Raw genomic sequence first — 22,040 nt, forward strand, 5'->3', positions numbered from 1 at the left:
TTATCGCCGATGCATGACGATCAGGAAATGATCGCCCATGTCGCGCAACAGCGGCACCTCGCCGAGGCGATCGTCCCAGCGGCCGAGCCGTTCGTAGCGTGCGGGACGACGCCGGTAGCGGTCCACGAGGTACGGCGGCGGCATGAACAGGCTGAGTGCGCGGTAGCTGCCCAGGGTGAACGACGGCGCGAACGCGCGGTAGAACTCCCGCGGCAGGTAGTAGTACGTCCAGATCGTGTGGTTGTTCATGCCCACGGCGGTGGCGCCGCGCGCCGCACGTACCGCGGCCCGGCGGAACCGGCCCCGGCGCGCGTAGTGCGCCACTTCCCAGGGGCAGATCCGGCCCATCACCGAGAACACCAGCGTGCCGCCCGGCGCCAGCAGCCGCGCGCATTCGGCGGCCACCGCGGGCAGGTCGGGCGCGCAGTTCAGCGGACCGAAGTTGGAATAGATGGCATCGAAGGTGCCCTCCAGCCGGTCCAGCTGCTGGATGCCCAGGTGGGTGGCCGTCACCCGCGAGGTGAGGGCCGCGGCTTCGGCGCGGTCGCGTGTGCGCGCGATCATCTGCGGCGACCAGTCCGTGGCCACCACGCGGAACCCGCGCCGTGCGAACTCGATGGCGTCCAGGCCCGTGCCGCAGCCCAGGTCGAGCAGGCGCGCGCCCGCGGCCACCTGGGCGTGCACCGTGTTCCACAGGGTGATGCGCATGCGCTGGATCAGTTCGTTGTTGCCGCGCGGGCCATCGTAATCCGCTGCCACGCTGTCGAAGGCCTGCTGCGTTTCCAGCAGCTGTGTGTCATCCAGTGTGTGCCGACCGCTCATCTGTCTCTCCTGCCCGGAACCGTGAGTGCCGCATCGGCCGCATTCGGTTCAACGCGGCGTGCCCGGCCGGCGGCATCGCGGGCCACAGCCACCCCGCAGCCCAGCAGCAGGCCCATCACCAGCCCGATCGCCCAGATCATCACCGGATGCGGCGAGACCTTGTCCGCAGGCACGTAGACTGGCCACGGCATGGAGGTCTCGAAGGTGTAGTTGGGAATGAGCCGCGCCACCATGTCGCTCTCGGCCTGCTGCAAGCCGCGGATGTCGTCGTTCTTCCTCGACAGCGCGATGGCCGCCACACCGCCGCCCATGCCGCCTGCCGCCGCTTCGCGGGTCAGGCGGTCACGATCCTCCAGCGCGATGCGCAGGTCCTTGCGGATGTCGTCCAGGTGCTGGTGCGCCAGCCGCAGTGGCAGCTCGCCGATCTGCCGGTGGATCGCCGCCAGCGCGTTCGCCGTGGCATAGGCCAGGTCGCTGGCCTGGCGCGCGGAATAGCCACGCACCTTCATGCGGATCAGGTTGGCATAGGGCTCGGGATCGAACTTGAGGCTGGCGCGGTACAGCGACGCCTCCGGCGAGGTCACGGCCAGGCCCGCACCGGTGGTCACCGCATCCTGGAACGCACGGGTCTGCAGGCGTTCAATGGTCCGCAGCAGGGTCTCGATTTTCGGATCCTGGCCGGAGGGCGTGGGTGCGATCTGGCCGATCTGGATCCAGCCCGACGCCTCCCACTGGCTGCGTGCCACGCGGGCGTACGCGAAGGTCAGGCCAAGCACCAGCACCAGCGTGCCGAGCACCCAGCGCCAGCGACGACACAGCACGCGCCACAGGTCGATCAGGTAGATGTCATCCGGTTCCATGGGAACTCACTTCGAGGGGTGTGGGGAAGGCGCTCGCGCGGCGATCGGGCAGCCAGGCGGCGAACAGCTGCATCGCCAGGCACAGGACGATGAAACCGATATGGGTGAAGGTGTAGGCCTGCGGCGCGAACGGGCTCATCACGGCCACGTACGCCACGCGCAGGAAGATCAGCAGGGGAAACAGCGAGGCCCCGCGCAGCAGCCAGGCGCTCCAGCGCAGCATCGCGTAGAGCCCGACCATGGCCGCCACGGCACCGAGCGGCCCCATCGCCATGACGAAGGGAAAGAACTCCGTACCGATGTTGATGTTGGAGGCGTCCAGCGGGATGTCCGTGCCCGCCGTGGCCACCGAGCCGTTGAACGGCACCAGCTGGTTGACCAGGAAATCGGCGTTGACGTAGTGCCGGGCCAGGATGCCGCCGAAGTTGTAGGGCCCCGCGCTGGTGTACAGCAGCAGCCACTTGATCGCCTGCGGCATGGCCAGGTACAGCGAGCCGAACGGCAGCGTGACATGCTCGATCGAGCCCGAGCGCAAGGTGCCCAGCACGGAGAAAGCCACGCCGCCGGCCAGCGCCAGCAGGCCGATGACCTTCCAGGGTAACGGCCGGCTCTCGTCACGCCGGAACACGATCACCAGGCCCATCGCGATCAGCCCGGCGAACAGCCGGTTGCGGTCGATTACCAGGATGGGAAAAACCACCCCGACGAGGATCAGCGCGTTGCGCAGCCAGCGGCGCCGCACGCAGAGCAGGCCGATCGACGGCAGGGTCCAGCACATGTCGGAGATGTGCCGCACGTGCTCGCGGCCGTTCTCCATCGTGGCGTACGAGGCCGGGTTGTCGATCAGGGGGATGGAAAACGCGGTGAGGTCGACCAGGCACGCGATCACGACCATCGCCGCGAAAGCCAGCGCCACGAATGCGTCGCGCGTGCCCGCGTAGCGATGCCGGCGGAACGACGCCATCGCCGGCAGGCGCGTCGTCGAGAAGGCATCCACGAAGAGGATCGCCGCCGCCGTCGTCATCAGCAGCAGGATGCCGGCCAGGTAACCGTCCGGCAGGTCGTAGGTCAGCAGCGTCAGGCTGCAGGCCAACAGGATCGGCAGGCCGAGGTAGGCCGAGGGCCAGCGAAGCAGCTGCATCACGTGGCCTGCTCCGGACGATGCGGCGCGGCGAAACGCAGGCGGGACGTGACCACCAGGCCGGCATACACCGCGAGGTGCAGCGCCACGCGCGTGTAGCGCTTGTGCAGGAAGGCGATCTTCGCGCCAAGGTACTGCGATTCGGCGCGAAGCAGGCTGCGATAGGGTTCGTCGAACAGTTCGGCGCGGCGGATCGCCACCTGCCGTGCCTCGGACAGGTTGATGATCCGCGTGGCCACGTGCGTGGTCTTGCTCAGGTTGGTCTCGTGCAGGCGGTAGGCGCACACGCCCACGTCGATGAAGCCCAGCGCGTCGTGCGCGGCCAGGCGCAGGAACAGGTCCCAGTCGTCGATCCGCAAGCCTTCGGTCCAGCGCGACACTGTCTCGAGCGCGCTCTTGCGGATCAGCGTCACCGGGCCGCCCACGGCCCAGCGGGTGATCACCGCGCGGCGAATCCCGTCATCGGTGCGGTACAGGCGCTTGTCCGCCTGGTGCAGGTCGCACATGCCGCTGTCGTGCAGCTTGCGTCCCTCCCCGTCCACCACGATGGAATCGCCGATCACCGCACCCTTGCGCGGATGGGCCAGCAGGTAGCGTACCTGGGCATCCAGGCCGCCCGGCAGCAGGTAGTCGTCGCTGGAGCCCAGGCGCAGCATCTCGCCCCGCGCCCGCGCCACCAGCTCGTTGAGCGTGGCGGTGATGCCCTTGTTCTCCCGCCGCACGAATTCGATCGGCAACTCGCCCTCGTGCAGCGCCACCCAGGCGGCGATGCGATCGGCGGTGCCGTCGGTCGAGCCGTCGTCGATCACGACGATTTCCTTGGCCGGGTACGGGTCCTCCAGCACGCTGTCGAGGAAGCGCTGGACGAAGCGTTCGTGGTTGAACGCCGGGATCAGCACGGAGACCAGCGGCATCGCCGCCACGTTCCTTACCGGTTGTGCCGCCATGGTCATAGCCCCCCCAGGTAACGGCGCACCACCACGATATTGAACACGAGGTAGGCGCCGTAGTTGATCGCGAACGCGTACATGGCGCCGACGACGCCAAACCGCGCGGTGAGGATGAAGACCAGCGCCAGGTAGCTGGCGGCGAACACGCATTCGGAGACGACGAACAGCCGCGTCATCGCCTTGGCCAGCATCACGTACGACAGGATGAACGAGGCGATCTTGACCACGTCGCCCACCAGCTGCGGGCCATACAGTGGATTGGCCGGGGCGAAGGCGTCGGTGAACAGCAGCTGCGTGATCCACGCGCGCAGCACGTACACGGCCAGGGCGAGCACCGCCACCACCGGCACGACGATGCGGAAACCCTGGCGGAGCTCGCGCACCAGCGCGCCGCGCTCGCGGGTCGAGGCCAGCTTGGGCAGGTAGTAGATATTGATCGCCGCGGTGAGGAACAGCAGGTAGGCGTCCGACACGCGGGTCACCGCCTGCCAGTAGCCCACCTGCTCCCAGCCGAACTCGCCGGCCAGGCGGTTGCGCACCACCAGGGTGACCAGCGGCGGCAGCAGCGCGGAGCTGAGCGTCATCACGGAGAACCGCGCCAGCCGCAGCACCATCTCGCCGTCGAAGCGCCAGCGCAGCATGCCGCGGTGAAAGTACGGACTGGTCCACCATGTGGGCACCGCCACCACCAGCCAGAGCACCTGGCCCAGCACCAGCGCGAGCAGCGCACCGTACAGGTGCCATCCGCGCGCCAGCCAGAGCGCCAGCGCGATCCCCAGCACCGAGCCGGTGACCTGGATCAGGGCCAGGCGGCGCACATCCATGAAACCGTTGACCACCGCCAGGATGTAATTGAGCAGCGCGATGCCCACCTGCGCCAGCGCAAGGATGCGGATCAGGCCCGCGTAACCCGCATCGTCCAGCAGCCAGGACGCCAACCCGCGGGCGAAGATCAGCGCAGCCACGCCCATGAACAGGGTCGCGCACAGCGAATACCACAGCGCCGCAGCGAGGAAACGCGCCACCCGCTCGGGATCGTCGCGGAACTCGGCCACGTACTTGACGATGGCCGAACCGATGCCGCCCCCGGCCAGCACGGCCAGCACCGACATCAGGCCCATGAACTGGCCCAGCTTGCCGACGCCCTCGGGGCCGGCGTACGCCGCGACCAGCTTGATCACGACCAGCGCGGCGATCAGTCGCGCACCCGTGCCCAGCGCCGAATAGAAACCCGTGCGGACGAGGCTCATGCAGACCCGTCGAACGACGCGCAGGCGGCGATCACGCGGTCGATGTCCGCGTCGCCCAGGGTGGGACCCATCGGCAGGCTCAGCACCTCGTCCTGCAGGCGCTCGGTCACCGGCAGCGACAACGCGCGTAGCGAGGCATACGCCGGCTGCCGATGCGGCGCCGTGGGGTAATGCACCTGGGTCTGGATGCCCCTCGCCCGCAGGTGACGCTGCAACGAGGCACGCAGGCGGCAGCGCACGACGAAGAGATGCCAGACATGGCGGCCCTCCTCGGGCGTCGACGGCACCAGGATCTGCGGATGGCGCAGCCCCGCGCGGTAGCGTGCCGCCACGCGGCGGCGCACGGCGGTATCGCTGTCGAGGTAACGCAGCTTCACGCGGAGCAGCGCCGCCTGCATCTCGTCCAGGCGCGAGTTCAGGCCCTGCTGGGGATGCACGTATTTCTCGACGGAACCGTAGTTGCGCTGGGCCGCCACGCACGCCGCCAGCTGCGCGTCGTCGGTCACCACTGCGCCCGCATCACCGAGTGCGCCGAGGTTCTTGGTCGGGAAGAAACTGAAGGCCGCCGCGTCGCCGAAGGCACCGGCGCGACGGCCCTGCGCGTCCAGCGCGCCGTGCGCCTGGGCGGCGTCCTCGATCAGCAACAACCCGTGCCGGCGCGCCAGTTCGCCCAGGGCGTCCATGTCGGCCAGTTGGCCATAGAGGTGCACCGCCATGATCGCGCGGGTACGCCGCCCGATGGCGGCGCCCGCGCGCTGCGGATCGAGATTGAAGGTCTGCGGGTCCGGCTCCACCGGTACGGGCACGAGGCCGTTCTGGCTGATGGCGAGGAAACTGGCGATGAAAGTATTGGCCGGCACGATCACCTCGTCGCCGTCGTGCAACATGCCCAGCTGCTTGTACGCACGCAGGATCAGCGACAGCGCATCCAGGCCGTTGCCGACGCCGACCGCGCAGGCCACGCCGCAGTAGTCGGCGAACTCGCGCTCGAAGGCGGCCAGCTCGTCGCCGAGGACATACCAGCCCGAATCGATGACGCGCGCCGCGGCGGCCTTCAGTTCATCGGCGAACCTGGCATTGATCTGCCCCAGCGGCAGGAAGGGAACGTCGCTCACGGCGTCCACTCGTAGAAATCGTGTACGACGGCGCGCGCACCGAAGGATTCCTTCTGCGCAACCAGCCCGGCATTGAGTACCTGGCCGCCCTGCTCCGTCGATATGCCAAAACTGAAGTGCTGGCGGTCCGCATAGGTGTCGCGGATCAGGTGCTCCAGTGTCAGGCTGAGGGCGCCTAGCGCCCGGCCCTGTTCCGAGGCTGCCATGTATTGGGTGTGCACCACGCGGCCGAAGTCGTAGACCAGCACGCCCGCCAGCAGCTCGCCGTCACGGCGTGCCTCGTGCAGCGCGATGGCCTCGGGAAACCGTGAGCGCAGCCGCTGCAACTCGTCCAGGCGGTGTGTCGGCGAGGCATCGTGCCTGCGCAGCGCGTCCGTCAGCAGGGCGTGGAAACCCTCCAGGTCGTCGCCCGGGGTCACGTCGATGCCGGCCTTGCGCGCCTTGCCGATGTCATGCCGGCGACCTTGCGAGAACGCGAACGGTTCGCGCAGCGCGATCGCCGACGACAGGTCGCGCCGTACCAGCCGCGCACCGAGCCGGTGCAGCGCGTAGAGGTCTTCGTCCGCATGCCCCGACTGGAACACGCGTGGCACCGCCTTGTAGAGAATCCGCGATACACCGCGCCCACGGTAGTGCGCGCCGATCGCGGCGAACGCATCGAGCATGGCTTCGGCGCGCAGCGCGGCCGTGGAAATCAGGCCCGCATAGGTCAGGCCGCCATGGCTGACGATGCCGTCGTCGTGCGCACTGGCCGGAAACACCCCGACCATCTCGCCCGCCTTTTCCACCACCAGCGACGCGTCGATGAAGCGGTCCGCGTGGTAATCCATGTAGCCGCGCCGGTGCAGCAGGTTGCCGTTGCGCGAGCGCGCGACCAGGGCGTCCCAGTTCGCGGCATCCGCGGCGATATATGGCCTAACCGCAAGCACCGTTCGCCTCCTCGTGCCATGCATCGTGGGCGTGTGCCACGCCGAAACCGTCCACGCCCATGTCGTTGCCGTTGTAGAACATCCACAGCGTGTCGCGCTGGCGGATCAGGGCGGGATAGCAGACCACCCGCGAGTCCCAGCCGGTCTCGGCCAGTGCCAGGCCCAGCGTCTCGTCGCGTCGCGTCCAGGCCAGGCCGTCGTCGCTATAGGCCACACCGGGGAAATACTCGCCGGTGACGTTGCCGCGCGTGAAATACATCACGTAGCGGTCGTAGAGCCGATAGACGCGGGGACGACCGATCCGGTATTCCGTGCCCTGGGGCAGCAGGCAGACATGGTCCTCGCGCGGCAGCCGCGTGAGGTCGTCCGTCTCGGTATAGCGGATGTGGTAACGCGGGAAGTCGCAGCCGTCGATGGATTCCCAGTCGTCGCCCACCGCGTACCACAGGCGCCAGCGTCCCTCGTCGTACAGCGCGGTATGCACGGCGCCGATGGTGCTGCGTCCGTGGGCCCGATCCAGGATCGGGGTCTCCTGCGTACGGAAGAAGCGCTGGCCGCCGTCGATCGAACGCGCCAGCCCGGTGAAGGCCAGGAACTTCGCCTTGGCCACCCGCTGGAAGCCGACGTAGAACATGTACAGGCCACCCGGCCCGTCCACCACGTCGCCCAGGATCACGCCGTTGTCGTCGAAGCAGCCGTCGCGGCCGATATCCAGCACGGGCGCGGCGCTGACGCCCAGGATCACCGAGGGATCGTCCGCCCGCACATCCACGTAGCCGATCCGGCTGACACCGTCCTCGTCGCGAAACCCCGCGTAGACGCGGATGCGCTCGTCGTCCAGGCGATACGGCGTGGGGGTGAGTGCGGAGTGCCGCATCCAGCCGCCCACGCCCTGCCGCGCCGTGTCGAACACCAGTCCCTTCCGCGTCCACACGAACATGGCGCGCCTCAGAGCTTCGCGTCGAGACTGGACTTGCCGGGCACGGCACGGGCCGGCGAGCCGACGTAGATCCGGCCGGGCTCGGTATCGCGGGTCACCAGCGCCCCGGCGCCGATGAGGTTGTCGGCAGCCACGGTGACGTGGTCGTTGAACGTGCTGTTGACGCCGATGAAGCTGCCCTGCCCGATATCGCAGTAACCCGAGATCACCGCATGCGAGGCGATGAAGACGTGGTCGCGCACCACCGTGCGGTGACCGATGTGGTTGCCGCTCCACAGGATGCAGTTGTCACCGATGCCGACGAAGGGCTGGATGACATTGCCCTCGAAGATGAAGCTGTTCTCACCGATCTCGGCGGTGCGCCACACGAAGGCACGCGAGCTGACATAGGTGGCGAACCGGTAGCCCCGGGCCTTCGCCTCCATGTACAGGCGCATGCGCAGGCGGTTGAGCTGGCTGGCGGGAATGGCCACGAAGACATCGAAGTCGCCGGGCGGATGGCTCTGGGCCAGCGTCTCGAACGGCACCACGGGCCGGCCGGCCAGCATCGGCTGCGTGATGTAGTCGCGTTCCACGCTGAAGGCCACCACGTCGCGGTCGCTGTCATGCTCGAAGTATTCGCAGGCGATCATCGCGAACTCGCCGGCACCCACCAGCACCAGGGGGCGACTCATGCGGCACCGCCTTCGGCGTAGGCCGCCACGCCGTTGACTTCGCGCAGGAACGCGTCGTAATCGACGATGTAGTCGTCCACGTCGTAGTACTGGTCGGCCAGCACCATCAGCACGCAGTCGTCGCTGAAATCGTAAAGCTCGCGCCAGACCATGCTGCCCAGGAGCAACCCGTGCGCCGGATCGTCCAGGGTCACCCGCGCCGGGCCGGTGCCGTCGTCGAGCAGGAAACTGACCGAGCCGCACACCGCGATCGCCAGCTGGTTCAGGTGGCGATGCGCGTGCCGCCCGCGGTGCACCCCGCCCTTGGTGGCGAACAGGTAGTAGACGCGGCGGATCTCGAACGGGACATCCCGCTCCTGCTCCAGGGCGACAAGCATGCCACGGTGATCGCCGTGCGACTGCAACGGTATGCGTTCGATTTCCATGCTCAGGACCAGGCCGGTAAGTGAGTACGTCCCACGAGGCTGAGTGCCACCCCCCAGCGAAAAGGTTGCGACGGTCGTCGTGCCCCTGTGGCGCAACCTTTCGCCGCAGTCGCGGCACTCAAGGCGTATGAAGCCACCTTCCGACCTCTCGCCCGACTTGCCTTATCCGCGCCGCGTGCAGGTGCTGCACTGGCTGACCGTCGCCGCGCTGATCGCGGCCGCGGCTTTCATCCTCACCCGCGACGAGCTTTCCAGCCGCGCCTGGCGTGGCTGGCTGATGGAAGGACACCGGCATGCCGGCCTGATCGTGCTGCTGCTGTTCGTTGCGCGCATCCTGGTTCGCCTCGGCCTGCCCAGGCGCCCGCACGATGCCGCCACGGCGTGGCCGTTGCGCATGGCGGCCGCCGCCACGCACGTCGTGCTCTACGCGATGCTGCTGGGCATGCCACTGCTGGGCTGGGCGCTCAGCAGCGCCCAGGGCAACCCCGTGCACTTCTTCGGTCTCACCCTGCCGCCGTTGATCGGCGAGGACGAAGACCTGGCCGACACCCTGCAGACCTGGCACATGAATGCCGCCTGGGTGCTGCTGGGCGTGATCTGCCTGCATATCGGTGCCGCGCTGTGGCACCACTTCGTGCTGCGCGACGGCGTGCTTCGCCGCATGTTGCGCAGCGCCCGCCCATGAACGACGACGCCACCCCAGGAGTTTCCATGCTGCCTCCCAGGCACCGCCAGGCCATGCGCCACCCGACCCACCGGCCGCTCTGGCTGGGCCTGCTGATGCTGCTCCTGGTCGTCTTCGGACCGAGCGCGCATGCCATTCCCGCCTACGCGCGGCAGACCGGATCAGCCTGCGCGGACTGCCACGCCGGCGCGTACGGCCCGCAGCTCACGCCCTACGGCATGCGCTTCAAGCTCAATGGCTACACCGATACCGACGGCAAAGGGACCAAGATTCCGCTGGCCGCGCAGCTGACCGAAACGCACACCGCCCCGGCGCGCGGCGACAGCACCACCCGGCTGACCGAGGGCGACCTCTACCTGGCCGGCCGCCTGACCGACAACGTCGGCGGCTACGTCAAGGTGGAAGCGGACCATACCGGCCACAACACCTACAACACCAAGCTGAGCAACGTGGACCTGCGCTTCGTCGCCAAGGAACTGAAGCTGCGCGGCAAGGACCTCATCCTCGGCGTGAGCGTCAACAACAGCCCGGGCTTCCAGGATCCGATCGCCGCCCTGCCCAATGCCGCGCTCATCGGCCCGGCCGGCGTCACCGGCTCGCTGCTGAACCCGTCCAGCCCCAACACGCTGACCGACCGCGTGATCGGCGCCACCGTCTACGGCCTCTACGACAACAACTGGTATGGCGAGGCCGGCACATACCGCTCGCTGCCCACCTCGCAGCAGGACCACTTCGGCTATAACGTCGCCGGCGATCCCGGCAAGCTCGGCAACACCGGCTATGCCCGCTTCGCGTACATGAAGGACATGAAGTACCAGTTCTTCTCGGCCGGCGTGGTTGCCCTCACCACGCAACGCCAGTTGCCGCGTTCCGGCCCGCACGACGATCTCACCGACCTCGGCTACGACCTCACCTACCAGTACCTCGGCAACCGCGAGCACATCGTCCAGGTCAGTTACGTCAACATCCTGGAACAACGTCATTACGGCGCCCGGCTGCTCGGCCCGCAGGGCCAACTGGCGCAGAACCGCGCGGCGATCCACGACCAGACGGCCAGCGTGTCCTACACCTTCCGCCAGACCTACGGCGTGATGGTGACCCACATGCTCAGTAGCGGCCCCCACGACGCGGTGCGTTACACGCCCTACGGCGATCCGAACGCCACCACCAACCTGTTCACGGTGTTCTGGGCGCCCTTCGGCAAGGACGATTCGTACACCACGATCGCCAACATCAAGCTGTCTGCCAACTGGTTCCGTTTCACCCGTTTCAACGGCCGCGCCAACGACATCTTCGCCGCCCCGCCGGGCTCGCGAAAAACCAACGCCGGCGACCTCAACGCGTTTTCCGTAACCGCCAGCCTCGCATTCTGACCCAAGGGAGCACGCACGTGACCGATCCTTTCCTCAGCCGCTTCGGCCGACCGCTCGCCGCCCTCGGCCTCCTCGTCGGCTGGCTGCTGGCCTCGCCGCTGGTCATCGCGGGCGACGTCACCGCCGGCGCGGACGTGTTCAAGGCCGAGTGCGCCGAATGCCACGCCGCCAAGGAAGGCCGGAACAAGAAAGGCCCCAGCCTGTTCGGCGTGGTCGGACGCAAGGCGGGCAGCATCGCCGACTACGACTACTCCGATGCCGTGCGCAACAGCGGCTGGACCTGGACGCCCGAACAGCTGCATACCTATCTCTCGCAGCCGGCCAAACAGGCCAATCCGGGCACGAAAATGAAATACGATGGTTTGACCAACGCCAAGGACCTCGACGACCTGCTGTCGTACCTCGGCAGCCTGCATTAAGGCCACCGCCCTATCGACACACCCTCGTTCCGATGCCGGCGCTGATCCGCCCCGGGTCATGCGATCACCCCCACGCCTTGCCGTCGCCCCGCGCGCCGGCAAGGCGTTCGCGTGCCTGGCGGGGGTGGCTCAAGTGCAGCGGACTGGCCCTGTCCATCGGCCTGGCCGGGATGGCGCAGGCGCAATCGGTCGTCACCAGCGGCACCGTGGCGCTCAGTTCGCAGCTGGTCGATCGCGCCGTCGCACTCACGCCCGCCACGCCCATCCTGCAGGGGTCCGTGACCTGGACCACCCCCACCGGGTGGTCGCTCGGGCTGGCTGCCAGCACCCGGCTACGCGCACCCGGTCGGCTGGCGGAGTCGCTGGCGCAGGTGGCGCGCTCCTGGACCCTGTCCGACGACTGGCAGGTGCAGGTGCCGCTGGTCTATTACCGTTACCCGCCCAACGGATCGTGGCACGTCTACGACCGGGTGGAACTGGCGGTCGTGGGCATCTACCGCGACACGCTGACGATCGGGGTGTCGGGCGCCCAGCTGGTGCACGGGGCCAACCGCGGCCCGCGCGGCGCGGCCGACCTCGGCTTCCTCTGGCCGCTCGCCGACCACCTCACGTTGTCCCTGGGCGCCGGCATCGCCCAGACCCTGATCCGGCCGCGTCACGTCTACGACTCGGATCCCGGGCATTATCTCTACGGCCAGGCCGGCGCGATATGGGACACTGGCCCCTGGCGGTTCCAGCTGGCGCACATCGTCAACGGCCAGCACGGCCAGGGCGGCCCGTCGCGCATCGCCCCCTGGACGGCCACCCTGTCGCGCTCGTTCTGACGTCCAGGCAACCTTTTGGCCCCGATCGGGGACTTACCTGCTCCACCACACGGTCGCCGCGAGCCCATGAGAGACCCCGAGAACGACACCGAGGCCACCGACCGCCTGCTGCTGCAGCGCATGGCGGCGGGCGATCGCGTCGCGCTGACCGTGCTCTACCGCAGCTACCACGACCGCCTGTGCCGGTTCCTTTCGCGCCTGACCCGGCGGCCGGACATCATCGAGGAAGTGATCAACGACTGCTTCTGGATCGCCTGGCAGAAGGCGGGCGGCTTCCACGGCGACTCGCGCGTGTCGACCTGGATCATGGGCATCGCCTACCGTTGCGGCCTGAAGGCGTTGCGCCAGCACGGCAGCGAGCCGGTGGACGAGGACACCATCCCCGAGAGCATGATCCCCTCCCACGACCCCGACGACGACCGCGAGCTGCGCGACTGGCTGGGCAAGGGCATGGATCGGCTTTCGGTCGACCAGCGCGTGGTGGTGGAGCTGGTCTACGGCGTCGGCCACAGCCTGGACGACGTGGCGGTCATCATGCAGTGCCCCGTGGGCACGGTGAAGGCCCGCCTCTTTCATGCGCGGGTCAAGCTGCGCAACGTACTTCCCGGCCTCGCCGGGGAGCCCCATCGTGCCAGGGAGAGCGCAACATGACCGTCTCGACGGAAAACGGCAGGGAGTGCAGCCGCGTGTGGGAAGCCATGCCTTCGGTGGTGATGGGTACCGCGACACGCGAACAGGACACGTGGGTGCATGCCCACCTGGCCGAATGCGACAACTGCCGTGAAGAATTTAACCAGCAGGAGCGCCTGCGCCATGCCATGGCGCTGCCTTCGGATGTCCATCTGGATGCCAACGCGGGCCTGAAACGCCTGCTGACGCGGCTGGACGCCCCGGCCGAGGAAACGGTGCGCGTGCGCACGTCATCCTGGCTGACCCGCGCGCTGGTCGCCGCCGTGCTGGTCCAGGCCCTGGGCCTGGGCGCGCTGGCCCTGCGCCTGCATGGCGAACGACCCGCCTACCGTACGCTGAGCCAGGTTTCGGCACCGGTCGCCGCCGGGGCGATCCATGTCGTGCCCGATGCCACGATGGCCCTGGCCGACTGGAATGCCCTGTTGCAGGCGCATCACCTGCAGGTGGTGGGCGGCCCGAACGAAGCCGGCGCCTATACGCTGGTGTCCACCGACCCGGCCTCCTCGCCCGACCAGCTCCTGCGCGAACTGCGCGCGTCACGCGGCATCCGCTTTGCGGAACCGGTCATGCGCACGCCATGACACCACGCGACATCCTGCTCGCCGCCTGCCTGGTCGCCCTGGCCGCCTGCGCTCCCACCCATCCCGATCGCCCGGCCGTGGGTGCCGCGACGGCGACACCCGCACCGGCGCCGCCAGCGCCGGCGCCATCATCGTCGACGCCTGCCACGGGCGCCTCGTCCATGGACAGCCGGCGCGACATCGTGCTGGCCGTGGCCAACCCGCTGGCGCCGATGTCCACCCACGCCGGCTCCAACGTGCTGGGTTACGCCGCCAGCGGCCACTACGGCGCAGGGCAGCGTGCCGCCGGCGTGCTGGCCGAACTGAAGAAGCACTACGACCTGCAGGAAGTGGCCGGCTGGCCGATCACGGCGCTGAGCCTGTACTGCATCGTGGTGAAGCCCGCCGCCGGCGTGGATCGTGACGCGGTGATCGCCGCACTGGCGAAGGACGAGCGCGTGCAGCTGGCGCAGCCGTTGCAGGATTACGCGGTCTACACCGAGCAGGCGCCGCCGGATGCGCACCGCTACAACGATCCCTACGTAGACCTGCAGCGCGGCTTCGTCGCCACGGACGCCGCGCTGGCGCACACGGTGAGCCAGGGCGACGGCGTGCGCGTGGCCGTGGTCGACACCGGCGCGGACCTGACCCACCCCGACCTGCAGGCCCGCATCCACGATACGCAGGACGATGTCGGCACCGATGCCGGCGCCTTCGACCGCGACGCGCATGGCACCGAGATCGCCGGGGTTATCGCGGCGGTGGGCGACAACCACCAGGGCATGGTCGGCATCGCGCCCAAGGCCACGCTCAGCCTCTACAAGGCGTGCTGGTATCCCCCCGGCGGCCACGACGGCGCACGCTGCAACTCGTTCACCCTGGCCAAGGCGCTGGCCGCGGTCAACGACACGGACGCCCGTATCGTCAACCTCAGCCTGGGCGGCCCGGCCGATCCCCTGCTGGGCAAGCTGCTGGAGCACCTGCTCGGCCAGGGCCGGATCGTCGTCGCCGCGTTGCCGCCCAATGGCAGCGAACGCGGCTTTCCCGACAGCGCCGATGGCGTGATCGTAGTCCGCGCCGTGAGCACCACCGCCGCGCCCCCCGGTGTACTCAGCGCCCCCGGCAACGACATCCTCACCACGCAACCCGGCGGCAGCTACGACTTCAGCTCCGGCTCGTCACTGGCCGCCGCCCACGTCAGCGGCATCCTCGCCCTGCTACTGTCGATCGAACCCAACCTCGACGCCCGCACCGCCCGCGACCTGCTCCTGCGCAGCAGCAAGCTGACCAACGGCATCCTCGAAGTCAACGCCGCCCTGGCCGTCCAAACCCTCCGTCACGACCACCCCCGCCGCTAACCCTCGCCCGCCATTCACCACGTCGCAACATCGCGATGTCGCCACATCGCGACGTCGCGACGTCGCGACGAACGGTAGGAGCCCACGATGTGGGCGATGCACGTTGCCGCGGTCGATCCACATTGCCGTGTCGAACGAAAGCAACATGCGCGGTGGAGCAAGAGCCGGCGGGTAGCCCCCTCGGGGCCACGCCTACGGCGACCCGTCAATGAAGGGCCGCGTGCGCGGCCGTTTATTGATTGCCCTACGGGCCGGGTCGGGCTTCGAACGGGGATTTTCGATTCGCCATCCATGGCTCAGCGAAAATGGCCGGCCGTCCGGGCCGGCCCCGCTTCGCGGCCTTGTCCGTTCGAAACCCTCGCCTGCGGCTACCGGCCCCAAGGGGGCTACCCGCCGGCTCTTTCCAATACCGAGGTGGATTGTTGGGCGAGCAGCCCGGGGTGGTGAACGAGCAGAGGTAGGGTACGGCGTCATCGCTTTGTTGGCTTTTCGCCCACATCGTGGGCTCCTACCCCAAGGGTAGAGCCGGTTGTGGCTTATCCGACGCGTGGTCTGCCGTCTGGGGGTAGGAGCGCACGCACGTGCGCGAACCCTCGACGTATCCAAGGCGACCGATGCGATGCAAAGCAGGCAAGCGAGCGTTCCCACCCACGAAGCGAAACCTGGCTCTTCGCTCTCCCCACACCCAACCTCAGTGCTGGAAAGAGCCGGCGGGTGCCACCCTCGGGGCCGGTAGCCGCAGGCGAGGGATTCGAACGGAAAAGGCCCGAAGGGGGCCGGCCAGGACGGCCGGCCGTTTCCGCTGAGCCATGGATGGCGAATCGGAAACCCCCGTTCGAAGCCCGACCCGGCCCGTAGGGCAATCAATAAACGGCCGCGGAGCGGCCTTTCATTGACGGGTCGCCGCAGGCGTGGCCCCGAGGGTGGCACCCGCCGGCTCTTGCTCCAGGCTCCAGGCCCCAAGCCCAAAGCGAAGCCAAAGGCGAGCCCACCCACGAAGCCCAACAAAAAAATGGGCGGCGCCGGCGCATCCAGCGGGAGCGCCGCCCGGTCCACACAGGGGGAAGTGGACGGCTGAAGCATGCGGTGTCCACAACATCACAAGTGTGACGCAGCGCACCGCTGCGCGTAGTTGCCGCAAACGCGGCTATCCCGCCGGCGAACCGCGACGTGGATCTCCCGGGCCACGTGACCGGACGGGCGTCTGGACGTCCTTACCAGGGCACCGTCCGCCCGAGGTAGTCGAGGTAATGCAATCCCGGCATGCCCTCGTGCGCGAGCATCGTATCGACCAGGCGGGGGATGCTCTCCGCGATGGTGAGCCGCGCGTCCGGCCCGCCCATGTCGGTGCGCACCCAACCCGGTGCCATCAGCAGCAGCGTGCGCGCCTCGTCCTTGTGCCGTGCGGCGAAGCTGCGCATGAACATGTTCAACGCCGCCTTGCTGCCCCGATAGACCTCGTACTGGCCGTTGGTGTTGTTGGTCAGGCTGCCCTGCCCCGACGACATCACCCCGATGGTGCCCTTGGGCGACACGCACGCGTGCAGCGCCTCGATCACCCGCAGCGGGCTCAGGGCGTTGGTCACCATCACGCGGACGAACTCCTCCGTGGATACGTCGGCGATGCCTTCCCAGTCGGCGTTCTTTGTGCCCGCATTGACGAACAGCGTATCCAGCCGGCGTGGTACCAGGTGTGCGTGGAGGTCGGCGATGCCGGCGGGGTCGGTGATGTCCAGTGTCATCACCTCGAGGGCACCCGCCGATGTTTCGGCCAGTGCATGGAGCCGTTCCATCGAGTGGGCACGCCCGGTGGCGATAACCTGCCAGCCGCGACGGAGGTAGTCCTCGGCCAGGGCAAAACCGAGTCCGCGCGAGGCGCCGACCAGCAGGATGGTCTTGCGTGGGGATGAAGGTGTCATGCGACGCTCCGATACAGGGGCTGCCCTTCGCGGGCGGTCCATGCAACGTAGTGTCCCTGGACATGGGGCGGAAGGCGCGCGAACGGAAATGTATAGATGCACCGGACGCCTTATCGAGGCCTAAGCCACGCTACGATGCGCCATGGACGAGCCCGACCTGAACCTGCTGATCGCGCTGGACGCCCTGCTCGCGGAAGCCAGCGTGGCGGGCGCGGCGCGCCGCCTCGGTCTGAGTGCATCGGCGATGAGCCGCACGCTCACGCGCCTGCGTGCCGCCACTGGGGACGAACTACTCGTACGTGCCGGACGCCGCATGGTGCCGACACCGCATGCGGTAGCGTTGCGCGAGGTGACTCGTGGCCTGGTGGAAGACGCGCGACGCGCGCTGCGGCCCGCCGTGACGGAACAGGACGTGGCAGGCCTGCGACGGGATTTCACCCTGCGTGCGAACGACGGCTTCGTCGAGGTGTTCGCCGCGCTGCTGATCGCCGACGCCCGGCGACTCGCCCCCGGGGTGCGCCTGCACTTCGCGTCCAAGGCCGAGAAGACACCGATGCACCTGCGCGAAGGCCTGGCCGACCTGGAGGTGGGCGTCGTGGGCGGCATGGGGCCTGAGGTACGCACACAGGCCCTGTTCCGCGACCGTTTCGTCGGCGTAGTGCGGCGAGGTCATCCACTCGACGATGGCAATCCGGTGACGGCCGGGCGCTATGTCGCGCACGGCCATGTCGTGGCCTCTCGCCGCGGTCAGGCGACAGGTCCGGTCGATACCGCGCTGGCGGTCGCCGGGCTGGAACGCGAGGTGGTGGCGGTGGTGCCGGCCTTCCACGCGGTGCTGGCGGTGGTCCGTGCCTCCGACCTGGTCGGGCTGGTGCCAGCATCGTTCCTGGCGACACCAACGGACGGTATCGCCATCTTCGAGTTGCCGGTGGTGACACCGCGTATCACCGTGTCGCAGATGTGGCATCCGCGACTGGACAACGATCCCGGCCACCGCTGGCTGCGGCAGCGGGTGCTCACGCTATGCCGCGAGCACCTGCGCGCCTGAGCCGTCGCGGGCGTCGCCTCGGTTCAACCGTCCAGCGAAGGCGCGACCAGCTTCACCACGCTCGAGAAATCCAGCCCGCCGCGGCCGGCCTTGCTGTTCAGCGCGTACAGGTTGCGCGCCAGTTCGCCCAGCGGGATGGACGCGCCCACGCCCACCGCCGCCTCGGTCACCAGGCCAAGGTCCTTCAGCATCAGGTCGGTACCGAAGCCGCCGGTGTACCCACGCGACGCGGGTGCGCCGGGCAGCACGCCGGGCCAGGGGTTGCAGACCTCCGTGGCCCAGCTGCGTCCGGTGCTGACCGCCATCATCTGCGACAGCACGGCCGGGTCCAGTCCATGCGCGGCGCCGAGGGCGATAGCCTCGCCGGTGACGGCCATGATGACGCCCAGCGCCATGTTGTTGCACAGCTTGGCCACCTGCCCGGCGCCGTTCGCACCGACATGGAAGATGTTCTTGCCCATCGACGCCAGCAACGGCCGTGCGCGTTCCAGCACCGCGGCGTCGCCGCCCACGATGAAGGTGAGCGTGCCGGCCGCAGCACCGGCCGTGCCGCCGGACACCGGCGCGTCGAGCATAGCCAGCCCACGATCGGCCGCAGCCCGGGCCACCTGCTTCGCCGTCTCCGGGGCGATGGTGCTGCAGTCGACGACCAGCGCGCCGGCCGGAATCGCCGCCAGCAGGCCCGCGTCGCCCCGATACAGCGCGTCCACGTGACGGCTGGCCGGCAACATGGAGATCACCACCTCGGCGTCCACCACGGCGTCTACCGCGCTGACGGCCGCGGTAGCGCCGAGCGCGACCGCGGCCTCCACCGCCGTCGGCACCAGGTCGAACACGCGCAGGCGGTGCCCGGCCTTGAGCAGGTTGGCGGCCATCGGGCCGCCCATGTTGCCCAGTCCGATGAAAGCGATGCGACTCATGGCGAGGATTCCGTGGAGGCACCCAGGTCGGCCAGCGGATGATCCGCGGCGGCCCATGGGGCGTGGAAGAAGGTTTCCGCCCAGGCCGGCGTGGCCTCGGCGAGGGTGGCGGGGTTCCAGCGCGGCTGGCGGTCCTTGTCGATGAGCAAGGCACGGATGCCTTCGGCGAAGTCGCCGTGCGCGGCGCAATGCAGCGACACGGCGTATTCGAGGCGGAAGGTATCCGCGAGCGACAGGTCGGCGGCGCGCCGCTGCAGTTCGAAGCCCAGCCTCGCCGATCCGGGGGCGCCGGCGAGCAGCGTGGTTTTCGCCGCCTGCAACCACGCGTCGTCGGTGTCGAGGGCGATGATGCCGGCGACGACCTCGTCGAGGTTCGACGGTGCGCAGAGGCGCTCGATGAGCGCTGCATGCTGCTGCAGTGGACCGGCGGACGCAGGCTGCGCGAACGACTCAAGCAGGGCCGAGAGCGTCGCGTGGTTTTTCGTGGCGGCGTCGGACCATGCCGTGTCGATCAGCCTTGCGACCACCTCGTCGTGACGCGACGACTCAACGAAATGATCCGCCAGGCGCGCATGGATCGCATCGCCCGCATTCAGCGGCGCGCCGGTCAGGGCGAGGAAGATGCCACCGTGGCCGGGCACGCGGCGAAGCAGCCAGCTGCCGCCCACGTCCGGGTAAAGGCCCACCGTGATCTCCGGGAACGCCAGCTTCGAGCGCTCGGTGACCACGCGATGGCTGGCGCCGGCCATCAGGCCGATGCCGCCGCCCATGACGATGCCGTGGCCCCAGCACAGCACCGGCTTAGCATAGCGGTGGATGTGGTAGTCGAGCCGGTATTCCGTGGCGAAGAAAGCGGCGGCAGGCGTATCGCGAGCGATGTCGTGGCTGCCGTCGCGATGGTCCAGCATGCCCCGGTACAGGCCATGCAGATCGCCACCGGCGCAGAAGGCCTTCTCGCCTGCGCCCTGCAGCAGCACCATGACGATGCCGTCGTCGTCGGCCCAGGCACGCAGTCGCTCGTCGAGCAGTCGGGCCATCGGCAGCGACAGGCCGTTCAATGTCTTTGGCGCATTCAGTGTGGCGATGCCGATGCGCCGGCCGTCGCGCGTCGCACGCTCGTCGAACAGCACCGGTGCATCGTCCGGCGTCTCCATCGGCGTCGCGCTCATGCGTTCTTCCACTGCGGGCTACGCTTCTCCAGGAAGGCGTGCACACCCTCGGCCTGGTCGGCGCTGTCGAACAGGTCGACGAAGGCCTCACGCTCCGCCACCAGCGCTGCCGCGTGGGTCTGGGTGCGGGTGGCCTGGACCAGTCGCTTGCACGCCGTGACGCTGGTCGGACTTTGTGCGTGGGAGCGTGCGGCCCAGGCCAGGGCCGTGGCCAGGCCTTCGCCGGTGGGGACCACCTCTTCGACCAGACCGATCCGCAGCGCCGTGGGCGCGTCGACGCGCTCGCCGAGCAGGATCATCCGCTTGGCCCAGCCTTCGCCGACCAGGCGCGGAAGGTTCTGCGTGCCGCCCGCGCACGGCAACAGGCCCACGCCGGCCTCGGGCAGCGCCATCTGCGCGTGCGCTTCGGCGATGCGCAGGTCGCACGCCAGCGCGCACTCCAGGCCGCCGCCCATCGCGTAGCCGTTGATCGCGGCAATGCTCACGCCACGGAAGGCGGACAGCGCCTCGAAGGCCTCGCCGAAACGGCGGGCCGCCTCTCGCGCCACGGCACGATCGCCGTCGGCGAACTGCTTGAGGTCGGCGCCGGCGCAGAAGAACTTGCCGCCCTCGCCCGTGACGACCAGGGCGTAGATGTCGCGATCGGCGTTCAATGCGCCGACCAGATCCCGCAGTGCCGTCAGGCTGTGCACCGTCCAGGTGTTGGCCGGCGGGTTGCGCAGGGTCACGACGGCCGTATGGCCCTCGACCTTCAGCGCCAGTCCGGTCCAATCGGTGTCCTTGTAGCCACTCATCGCAATTCCTCTTCGGTGTTGAGCAGGTGGCGCGCCACGATCACGCGCATGATCTCGTTGGTGCCTTCCAGTATCTGGTGCACCCGGCTGTCGCGCAGCAGCCGCTCGATCGGGTACTCGCGTATGTAGCCGTACCCGCCATGCAACTGCAAGGCATCGTTGCAGATGGCGAAGCCGGCATCCGTGGCGAAACGCTTGGCCATGGCGCACCACACCGTGGCGTCGTGGCTGCGTGCGTCCAGCTTACGCGCGGCGGTGTGGACCATCTGCCGTGCGGCCACCAGTTGCGTGGCCATGTCGGCCAGCTTGAACTGGAGCGCCTGGAACTCGCCCAGCTTGCGGCCGAACTGGCGCCGCTCACCCAGGTAGCGGCGAGCCGCATCCAGCGCCCCCTGCCCCGCGCCCAGCGAACACGCGCTGATATTGATCCGGCCACCGTCCAGGCCCTTCATCGCGATGCGAAAGCCCTCGCCTTCCTCGCCCAGCCGGTTCGTTGCGGGGATACGCACGTCCTCGAACGTGATGCCACGCGTGGGCTGGCTGTTCCAGCCGAGTTTTTCCTCCTTGCGGCCGTAGCCGATCCCCGCGGTATCCGCGGGCACCGCGAACGCACTGATGCCGCGCGCGCCGTCGCCGCCGGTGCGGGCCATCACCACCAGCATGTCGGTGGCGCCGGCCCCGGAGATGAACGCCTTGCTGCCGTTGATGAGGTAATGGTCGTCCTCGCGCACGGCGCGCGTCTGCAACGAGGCCGCATCGGAACCCGCGCCCGGCTCGGTCAGGCAGTACGAGGCGAGACGCGTGCCGCTGGCCAGCGGTTCGCCCCATGCCTGCAACAGTGCAGGCTGGGCGTAGGTGGTCAGCATCCAGGTCGCCATGTTGTGGATGCTGATGAAGGCGGCCGTGGAGGGATCGACCGCGGCCAGTTCCTCGAACACGATGGCCGCGTCCAGTCGCGTGAGGCCGGTACCACCCGCCGCTTCGTCCACATAGAGGCCACAGAAGCCCAGTTGGCCGGCCTTGCCGATGGCCTCGCGCGGGAAGATGCCTTGCGCGTCCCAGTGCGCCGCATGCGGCGCCAGCTCCGCCTGGGCGAAGTCGCGCGCCGCCTCGCGGAACGCATTCTGCTCGTCGCTCAGGCCCGCAGCCTGCACCGTCACCGGAATGTCCATGAG

The 22,040-nt window shown here is 68.7% G+C and carries 23 protein-coding genes; 8 read left to right on the plus strand and 15 right to left on the minus strand.

Translation table 11 applies throughout. The features are described from left to right. The 10 genes from ACVKN3_RS03790 to ACVKN3_RS03835 are packed head-to-tail and all read right to left on the minus strand — an operon-like array spanning position 1 to position 9,106. The gene (locus ACVKN3_RS03790; RefSeq protein ID WP_285406550.1) at positions 1–822 is read right to left on the minus strand and encodes a class I SAM-dependent methyltransferase; all 822 of its coding nucleotides are present in this window, start codon (positions 820–822) and stop codon (positions 1–3) included. Next, a complete protein-coding gene (locus tag ACVKN3_RS03795) occupies positions 819–1,682 on the minus strand; it encodes a Wzz/FepE/Etk N-terminal domain-containing protein (protein ID WP_354515789.1) in 864 nt (287 codons plus the stop codon). Before ACVKN3_RS03795 ends, ACVKN3_RS03790 begins: the two co-directional genes overlap by 4 nt. Next, positions 1,669–2,826: a hypothetical protein gene (locus ACVKN3_RS03800; RefSeq protein ID WP_285406553.1), complete on the minus strand. Its 1,158-nt coding sequence runs from the start codon at positions 2,824–2,826 to the stop codon at positions 1,669–1,671. Before ACVKN3_RS03800 ends, ACVKN3_RS03795 begins: the two co-directional genes overlap by 14 nt. Then, complete coding sequence (locus ACVKN3_RS03805; RefSeq protein WP_354515787.1) at positions 2,823–3,770, minus strand: glycosyltransferase; 948 nt, start codon at positions 3,768–3,770, stop codon at positions 2,823–2,825. The genes ACVKN3_RS03800 and ACVKN3_RS03805 overlap by 4 nt, the downstream gene beginning before the upstream one ends. Positions 3,771–3,772: 2 nt before the next feature. Further along, a complete protein-coding gene (locus ACVKN3_RS03810; protein WP_354515785.1) occupies positions 3,773–5,023 on the minus strand; it encodes an O-antigen translocase in 1,251 nt (416 codons plus the stop codon). After that, positions 5,020–6,147, minus strand: coding sequence for a DegT/DnrJ/EryC1/StrS family aminotransferase (locus tag ACVKN3_RS03815; protein ID WP_354515783.1), 1,128 nt, complete (start codon positions 6,145–6,147; stop codon positions 5,020–5,022). The genes ACVKN3_RS03810 and ACVKN3_RS03815 overlap by 4 nt, the downstream gene beginning before the upstream one ends. Then, positions 6,135–7,067 carry a GNAT family N-acetyltransferase gene (locus ACVKN3_RS03820; RefSeq protein ID WP_354515781.1) on the minus strand — a complete coding sequence of 311 codons (933 nt, stop codon included), beginning with the start codon at positions 7,065–7,067 and terminating at the stop codon, positions 6,135–6,137. Before ACVKN3_RS03820 ends, ACVKN3_RS03815 begins: the two co-directional genes overlap by 13 nt. Then, complete coding sequence (locus tag ACVKN3_RS03825; protein ID WP_285406562.1) at positions 7,054–8,007, minus strand: glycoside hydrolase family protein; 954 nt, start codon at positions 8,005–8,007, stop codon at positions 7,054–7,056. Before ACVKN3_RS03825 ends, ACVKN3_RS03820 begins: the two co-directional genes overlap by 14 nt. Before the next feature lie 8 nt (positions 8,008–8,015). Continuing rightward, complete coding sequence (locus tag ACVKN3_RS03830) at positions 8,016–8,681, minus strand: acetyltransferase (RefSeq protein ID WP_354515779.1); 666 nt, start codon at positions 8,679–8,681, stop codon at positions 8,016–8,018. Beyond that, positions 8,678–9,106: a sugar 3,4-ketoisomerase gene (locus ACVKN3_RS03835; RefSeq protein ID WP_354515777.1), complete on the minus strand. Its 429-nt coding sequence runs from the start codon at positions 9,104–9,106 to the stop codon at positions 8,678–8,680. The genes ACVKN3_RS03830 and ACVKN3_RS03835 overlap by 4 nt, the downstream gene beginning before the upstream one ends. 127 nt (positions 9,107–9,233) lie before the next feature. Between ACVKN3_RS03835 and ACVKN3_RS03840 the strand changes: the two genes are divergently transcribed. The 7 genes from ACVKN3_RS03840 (at position 9,234) to ACVKN3_RS03870 (ending at position 15,015) form a co-directional block, all read left to right on the plus strand. Beyond that, positions 9,234–9,791 (plus strand): cytochrome b, encoded by a 558-nt coding sequence (locus ACVKN3_RS03840; protein WP_354515775.1) that lies wholly within the window; start codon positions 9,234–9,236, stop codon positions 9,789–9,791. 26 nt (positions 9,792–9,817) lie between these two features. Further along, the gene (locus ACVKN3_RS03845; protein ID WP_285406568.1) at positions 9,818–11,164 is read left to right on the plus strand and encodes a cytochrome C; all 1,347 of its coding nucleotides are present in this window, start codon (positions 9,818–9,820) and stop codon (positions 11,162–11,164) included. A 17-nt stretch (positions 11,165–11,181) separates the two neighbouring features. Further along, the gene (locus ACVKN3_RS03850; protein ID WP_456991205.1) at positions 11,182–11,583 is read left to right on the plus strand and encodes a c-type cytochrome; all 402 of its coding nucleotides are present in this window, start codon (positions 11,182–11,184) and stop codon (positions 11,581–11,583) included. Between the two features lie 77 nt (positions 11,584–11,660). Beyond that, positions 11,661–12,407 carry a TorF family putative porin gene (locus tag ACVKN3_RS03855; protein ID WP_285406570.1) on the plus strand — a complete coding sequence of 249 codons (747 nt, stop codon included), beginning with the start codon at positions 11,661–11,663 and terminating at the stop codon, positions 12,405–12,407. A gap of 66 nt (positions 12,408–12,473) precedes the next feature. Next, entirely contained in the window at positions 12,474–13,058 is a 585-nt protein-coding gene (locus tag ACVKN3_RS03860) for an RNA polymerase sigma factor (RefSeq protein ID WP_036140676.1), read from the plus strand. Then, a complete protein-coding gene (locus ACVKN3_RS03865; RefSeq protein WP_285406573.1) occupies positions 13,055–13,678 on the plus strand; it encodes a zf-HC2 domain-containing protein in 624 nt (207 codons plus the stop codon). Before ACVKN3_RS03860 ends, ACVKN3_RS03865 begins: the two co-directional genes overlap by 4 nt. Beyond that, positions 13,675–15,015 carry a S8 family serine peptidase gene (locus tag ACVKN3_RS03870; RefSeq protein WP_354515772.1) on the plus strand — a complete coding sequence of 447 codons (1,341 nt, stop codon included), beginning with the start codon at positions 13,675–13,677 and terminating at the stop codon, positions 15,013–15,015. Before ACVKN3_RS03865 ends, ACVKN3_RS03870 begins: the two co-directional genes overlap by 4 nt. 1,214 nt (positions 15,016–16,229) lie before the next feature. Here ACVKN3_RS03870 and ACVKN3_RS03875 read toward each other — a convergent pair. Beyond that, entirely contained in the window at positions 16,230–16,934 is a 705-nt protein-coding gene (locus tag ACVKN3_RS03875; RefSeq protein WP_354515770.1) for an SDR family NAD(P)-dependent oxidoreductase, read from the minus strand. 142 nt (positions 16,935–17,076) lie between these two features. Between ACVKN3_RS03875 and ACVKN3_RS03880 the strand changes: the two genes are divergently transcribed. Beyond that, entirely contained in the window at positions 17,077–17,982 is a 906-nt protein-coding gene (locus ACVKN3_RS03880; protein WP_354515768.1) for a LysR family transcriptional regulator, read from the plus strand. A 23-nt stretch (positions 17,983–18,005) separates the two neighbouring features. Here ACVKN3_RS03880 and mmsB read toward each other — a convergent pair whose 3' ends face one another. From mmsB to ACVKN3_RS03900, 4 genes are read right to left on the minus strand one after another with little or no spacing between them, the layout of a single operon-like run. Beyond that, positions 18,006–18,902: a 3-hydroxyisobutyrate dehydrogenase gene (mmsB, locus tag ACVKN3_RS03885; protein ID WP_036140671.1), complete on the minus strand. Its 897-nt coding sequence runs from the start codon at positions 18,900–18,902 to the stop codon at positions 18,006–18,008. After that, positions 18,899–20,071 carry an enoyl-CoA hydratase/isomerase family protein gene (locus tag ACVKN3_RS03890; RefSeq protein ID WP_354515766.1) on the minus strand — a complete coding sequence of 391 codons (1,173 nt, stop codon included), beginning with the start codon at positions 20,069–20,071 and terminating at the stop codon, positions 18,899–18,901. Before ACVKN3_RS03890 ends, mmsB begins: the two co-directional genes overlap by 4 nt. Further along, positions 20,068–20,865, minus strand: coding sequence for an enoyl-CoA hydratase (locus ACVKN3_RS03895; protein WP_354515764.1), 798 nt, complete (start codon positions 20,863–20,865; stop codon positions 20,068–20,070). Before ACVKN3_RS03895 ends, ACVKN3_RS03890 begins: the two co-directional genes overlap by 4 nt. Beyond that, positions 20,862–22,037: an acyl-CoA dehydrogenase family protein gene (locus ACVKN3_RS03900; protein WP_285407103.1), complete on the minus strand. Its 1,176-nt coding sequence runs from the start codon at positions 22,035–22,037 to the stop codon at positions 20,862–20,864. The genes ACVKN3_RS03895 and ACVKN3_RS03900 overlap by 4 nt, the downstream gene beginning before the upstream one ends. Positions 22,038–22,040: the final 3 nt, after the last annotated feature.

It is taken from the genome of Luteibacter sp. PvP120 (assembly GCF_054055715.1).

Coding starts and splice junctions, on each gene's coding strand:
- ACVKN3_RS03875 (WP_354515770.1), bottom strand. CDS start 16,934: ATGACACCTTCATCCCCACGCAAGACCATCCTGCTGGTCGGCGCCTCG.
- ACVKN3_RS03830 (WP_354515779.1), bottom strand. CDS start 8,681: ATGAGTCGCCCCCTGGTGCTGGTGGGTGCCGGCGAGTTCGCGATGATC.
- ACVKN3_RS03790 (WP_285406550.1), bottom strand. CDS start 822: ATGAGCGGTCGGCACACACTGGATGACACACAGCTGCTGGAAACGCAG.
- ACVKN3_RS03870 (WP_354515772.1), top strand. CDS start 13,675: ATGACACCACGCGACATCCTGCTCGCCGCCTGCCTGGTCGCCCTGGCC.
- ACVKN3_RS03890 (WP_354515766.1), bottom strand. CDS start 20,071: ATGAGCGCGACGCCGATGGAGACGCCGGACGATGCACCGGTGCTGTTC.
- ACVKN3_RS03795 (WP_354515789.1), bottom strand. CDS start 1,682: ATGGAACCGGATGACATCTACCTGATCGACCTGTGGCGCGTGCTGTGT.
- ACVKN3_RS03895 (WP_354515764.1), bottom strand. CDS start 20,865: ATGAGTGGCTACAAGGACACCGATTGGACCGGACTGGCGCTGAAGGTC.
- ACVKN3_RS03865 (WP_285406573.1), top strand. CDS start 13,055: ATGACCGTCTCGACGGAAAACGGCAGGGAGTGCAGCCGCGTGTGGGAA.
- ACVKN3_RS03805 (WP_354515787.1), bottom strand. CDS start 3,770: ATGGCGGCACAACCGGTAAGGAACGTGGCGGCGATGCCGCTGGTCTCC.
- ACVKN3_RS03810 (WP_354515785.1), bottom strand. CDS start 5,023: ATGAGCCTCGTCCGCACGGGTTTCTATTCGGCGCTGGGCACGGGTGCG.
- ACVKN3_RS03860 (WP_036140676.1), top strand. CDS start 12,474: ATGAGAGACCCCGAGAACGACACCGAGGCCACCGACCGCCTGCTGCTG.
- ACVKN3_RS03845 (WP_285406568.1), top strand. CDS start 9,818: ATGCTGCCTCCCAGGCACCGCCAGGCCATGCGCCACCCGACCCACCGG.
- mmsB (WP_036140671.1), bottom strand. CDS start 18,902: ATGAGTCGCATCGCTTTCATCGGACTGGGCAACATGGGCGGCCCGATG.
- ACVKN3_RS03825 (WP_285406562.1), bottom strand. CDS start 8,007: ATGTTCGTGTGGACGCGGAAGGGACTGGTGTTCGACACGGCGCGGCAG.
- ACVKN3_RS03880 (WP_354515768.1), top strand. CDS start 17,077: ATGGACGAGCCCGACCTGAACCTGCTGATCGCGCTGGACGCCCTGCTC.
- ACVKN3_RS03840 (WP_354515775.1), top strand. CDS start 9,234: ATGAAGCCACCTTCCGACCTCTCGCCCGACTTGCCTTATCCGCGCCGC.
- ACVKN3_RS03835 (WP_354515777.1), bottom strand. CDS start 9,106: ATGGAAATCGAACGCATACCGTTGCAGTCGCACGGCGATCACCGTGGC.
- ACVKN3_RS03900 (WP_285407103.1), bottom strand. CDS start 22,037: ATGGACATTCCGGTGACGGTGCAGGCTGCGGGCCTGAGCGACGAGCAG.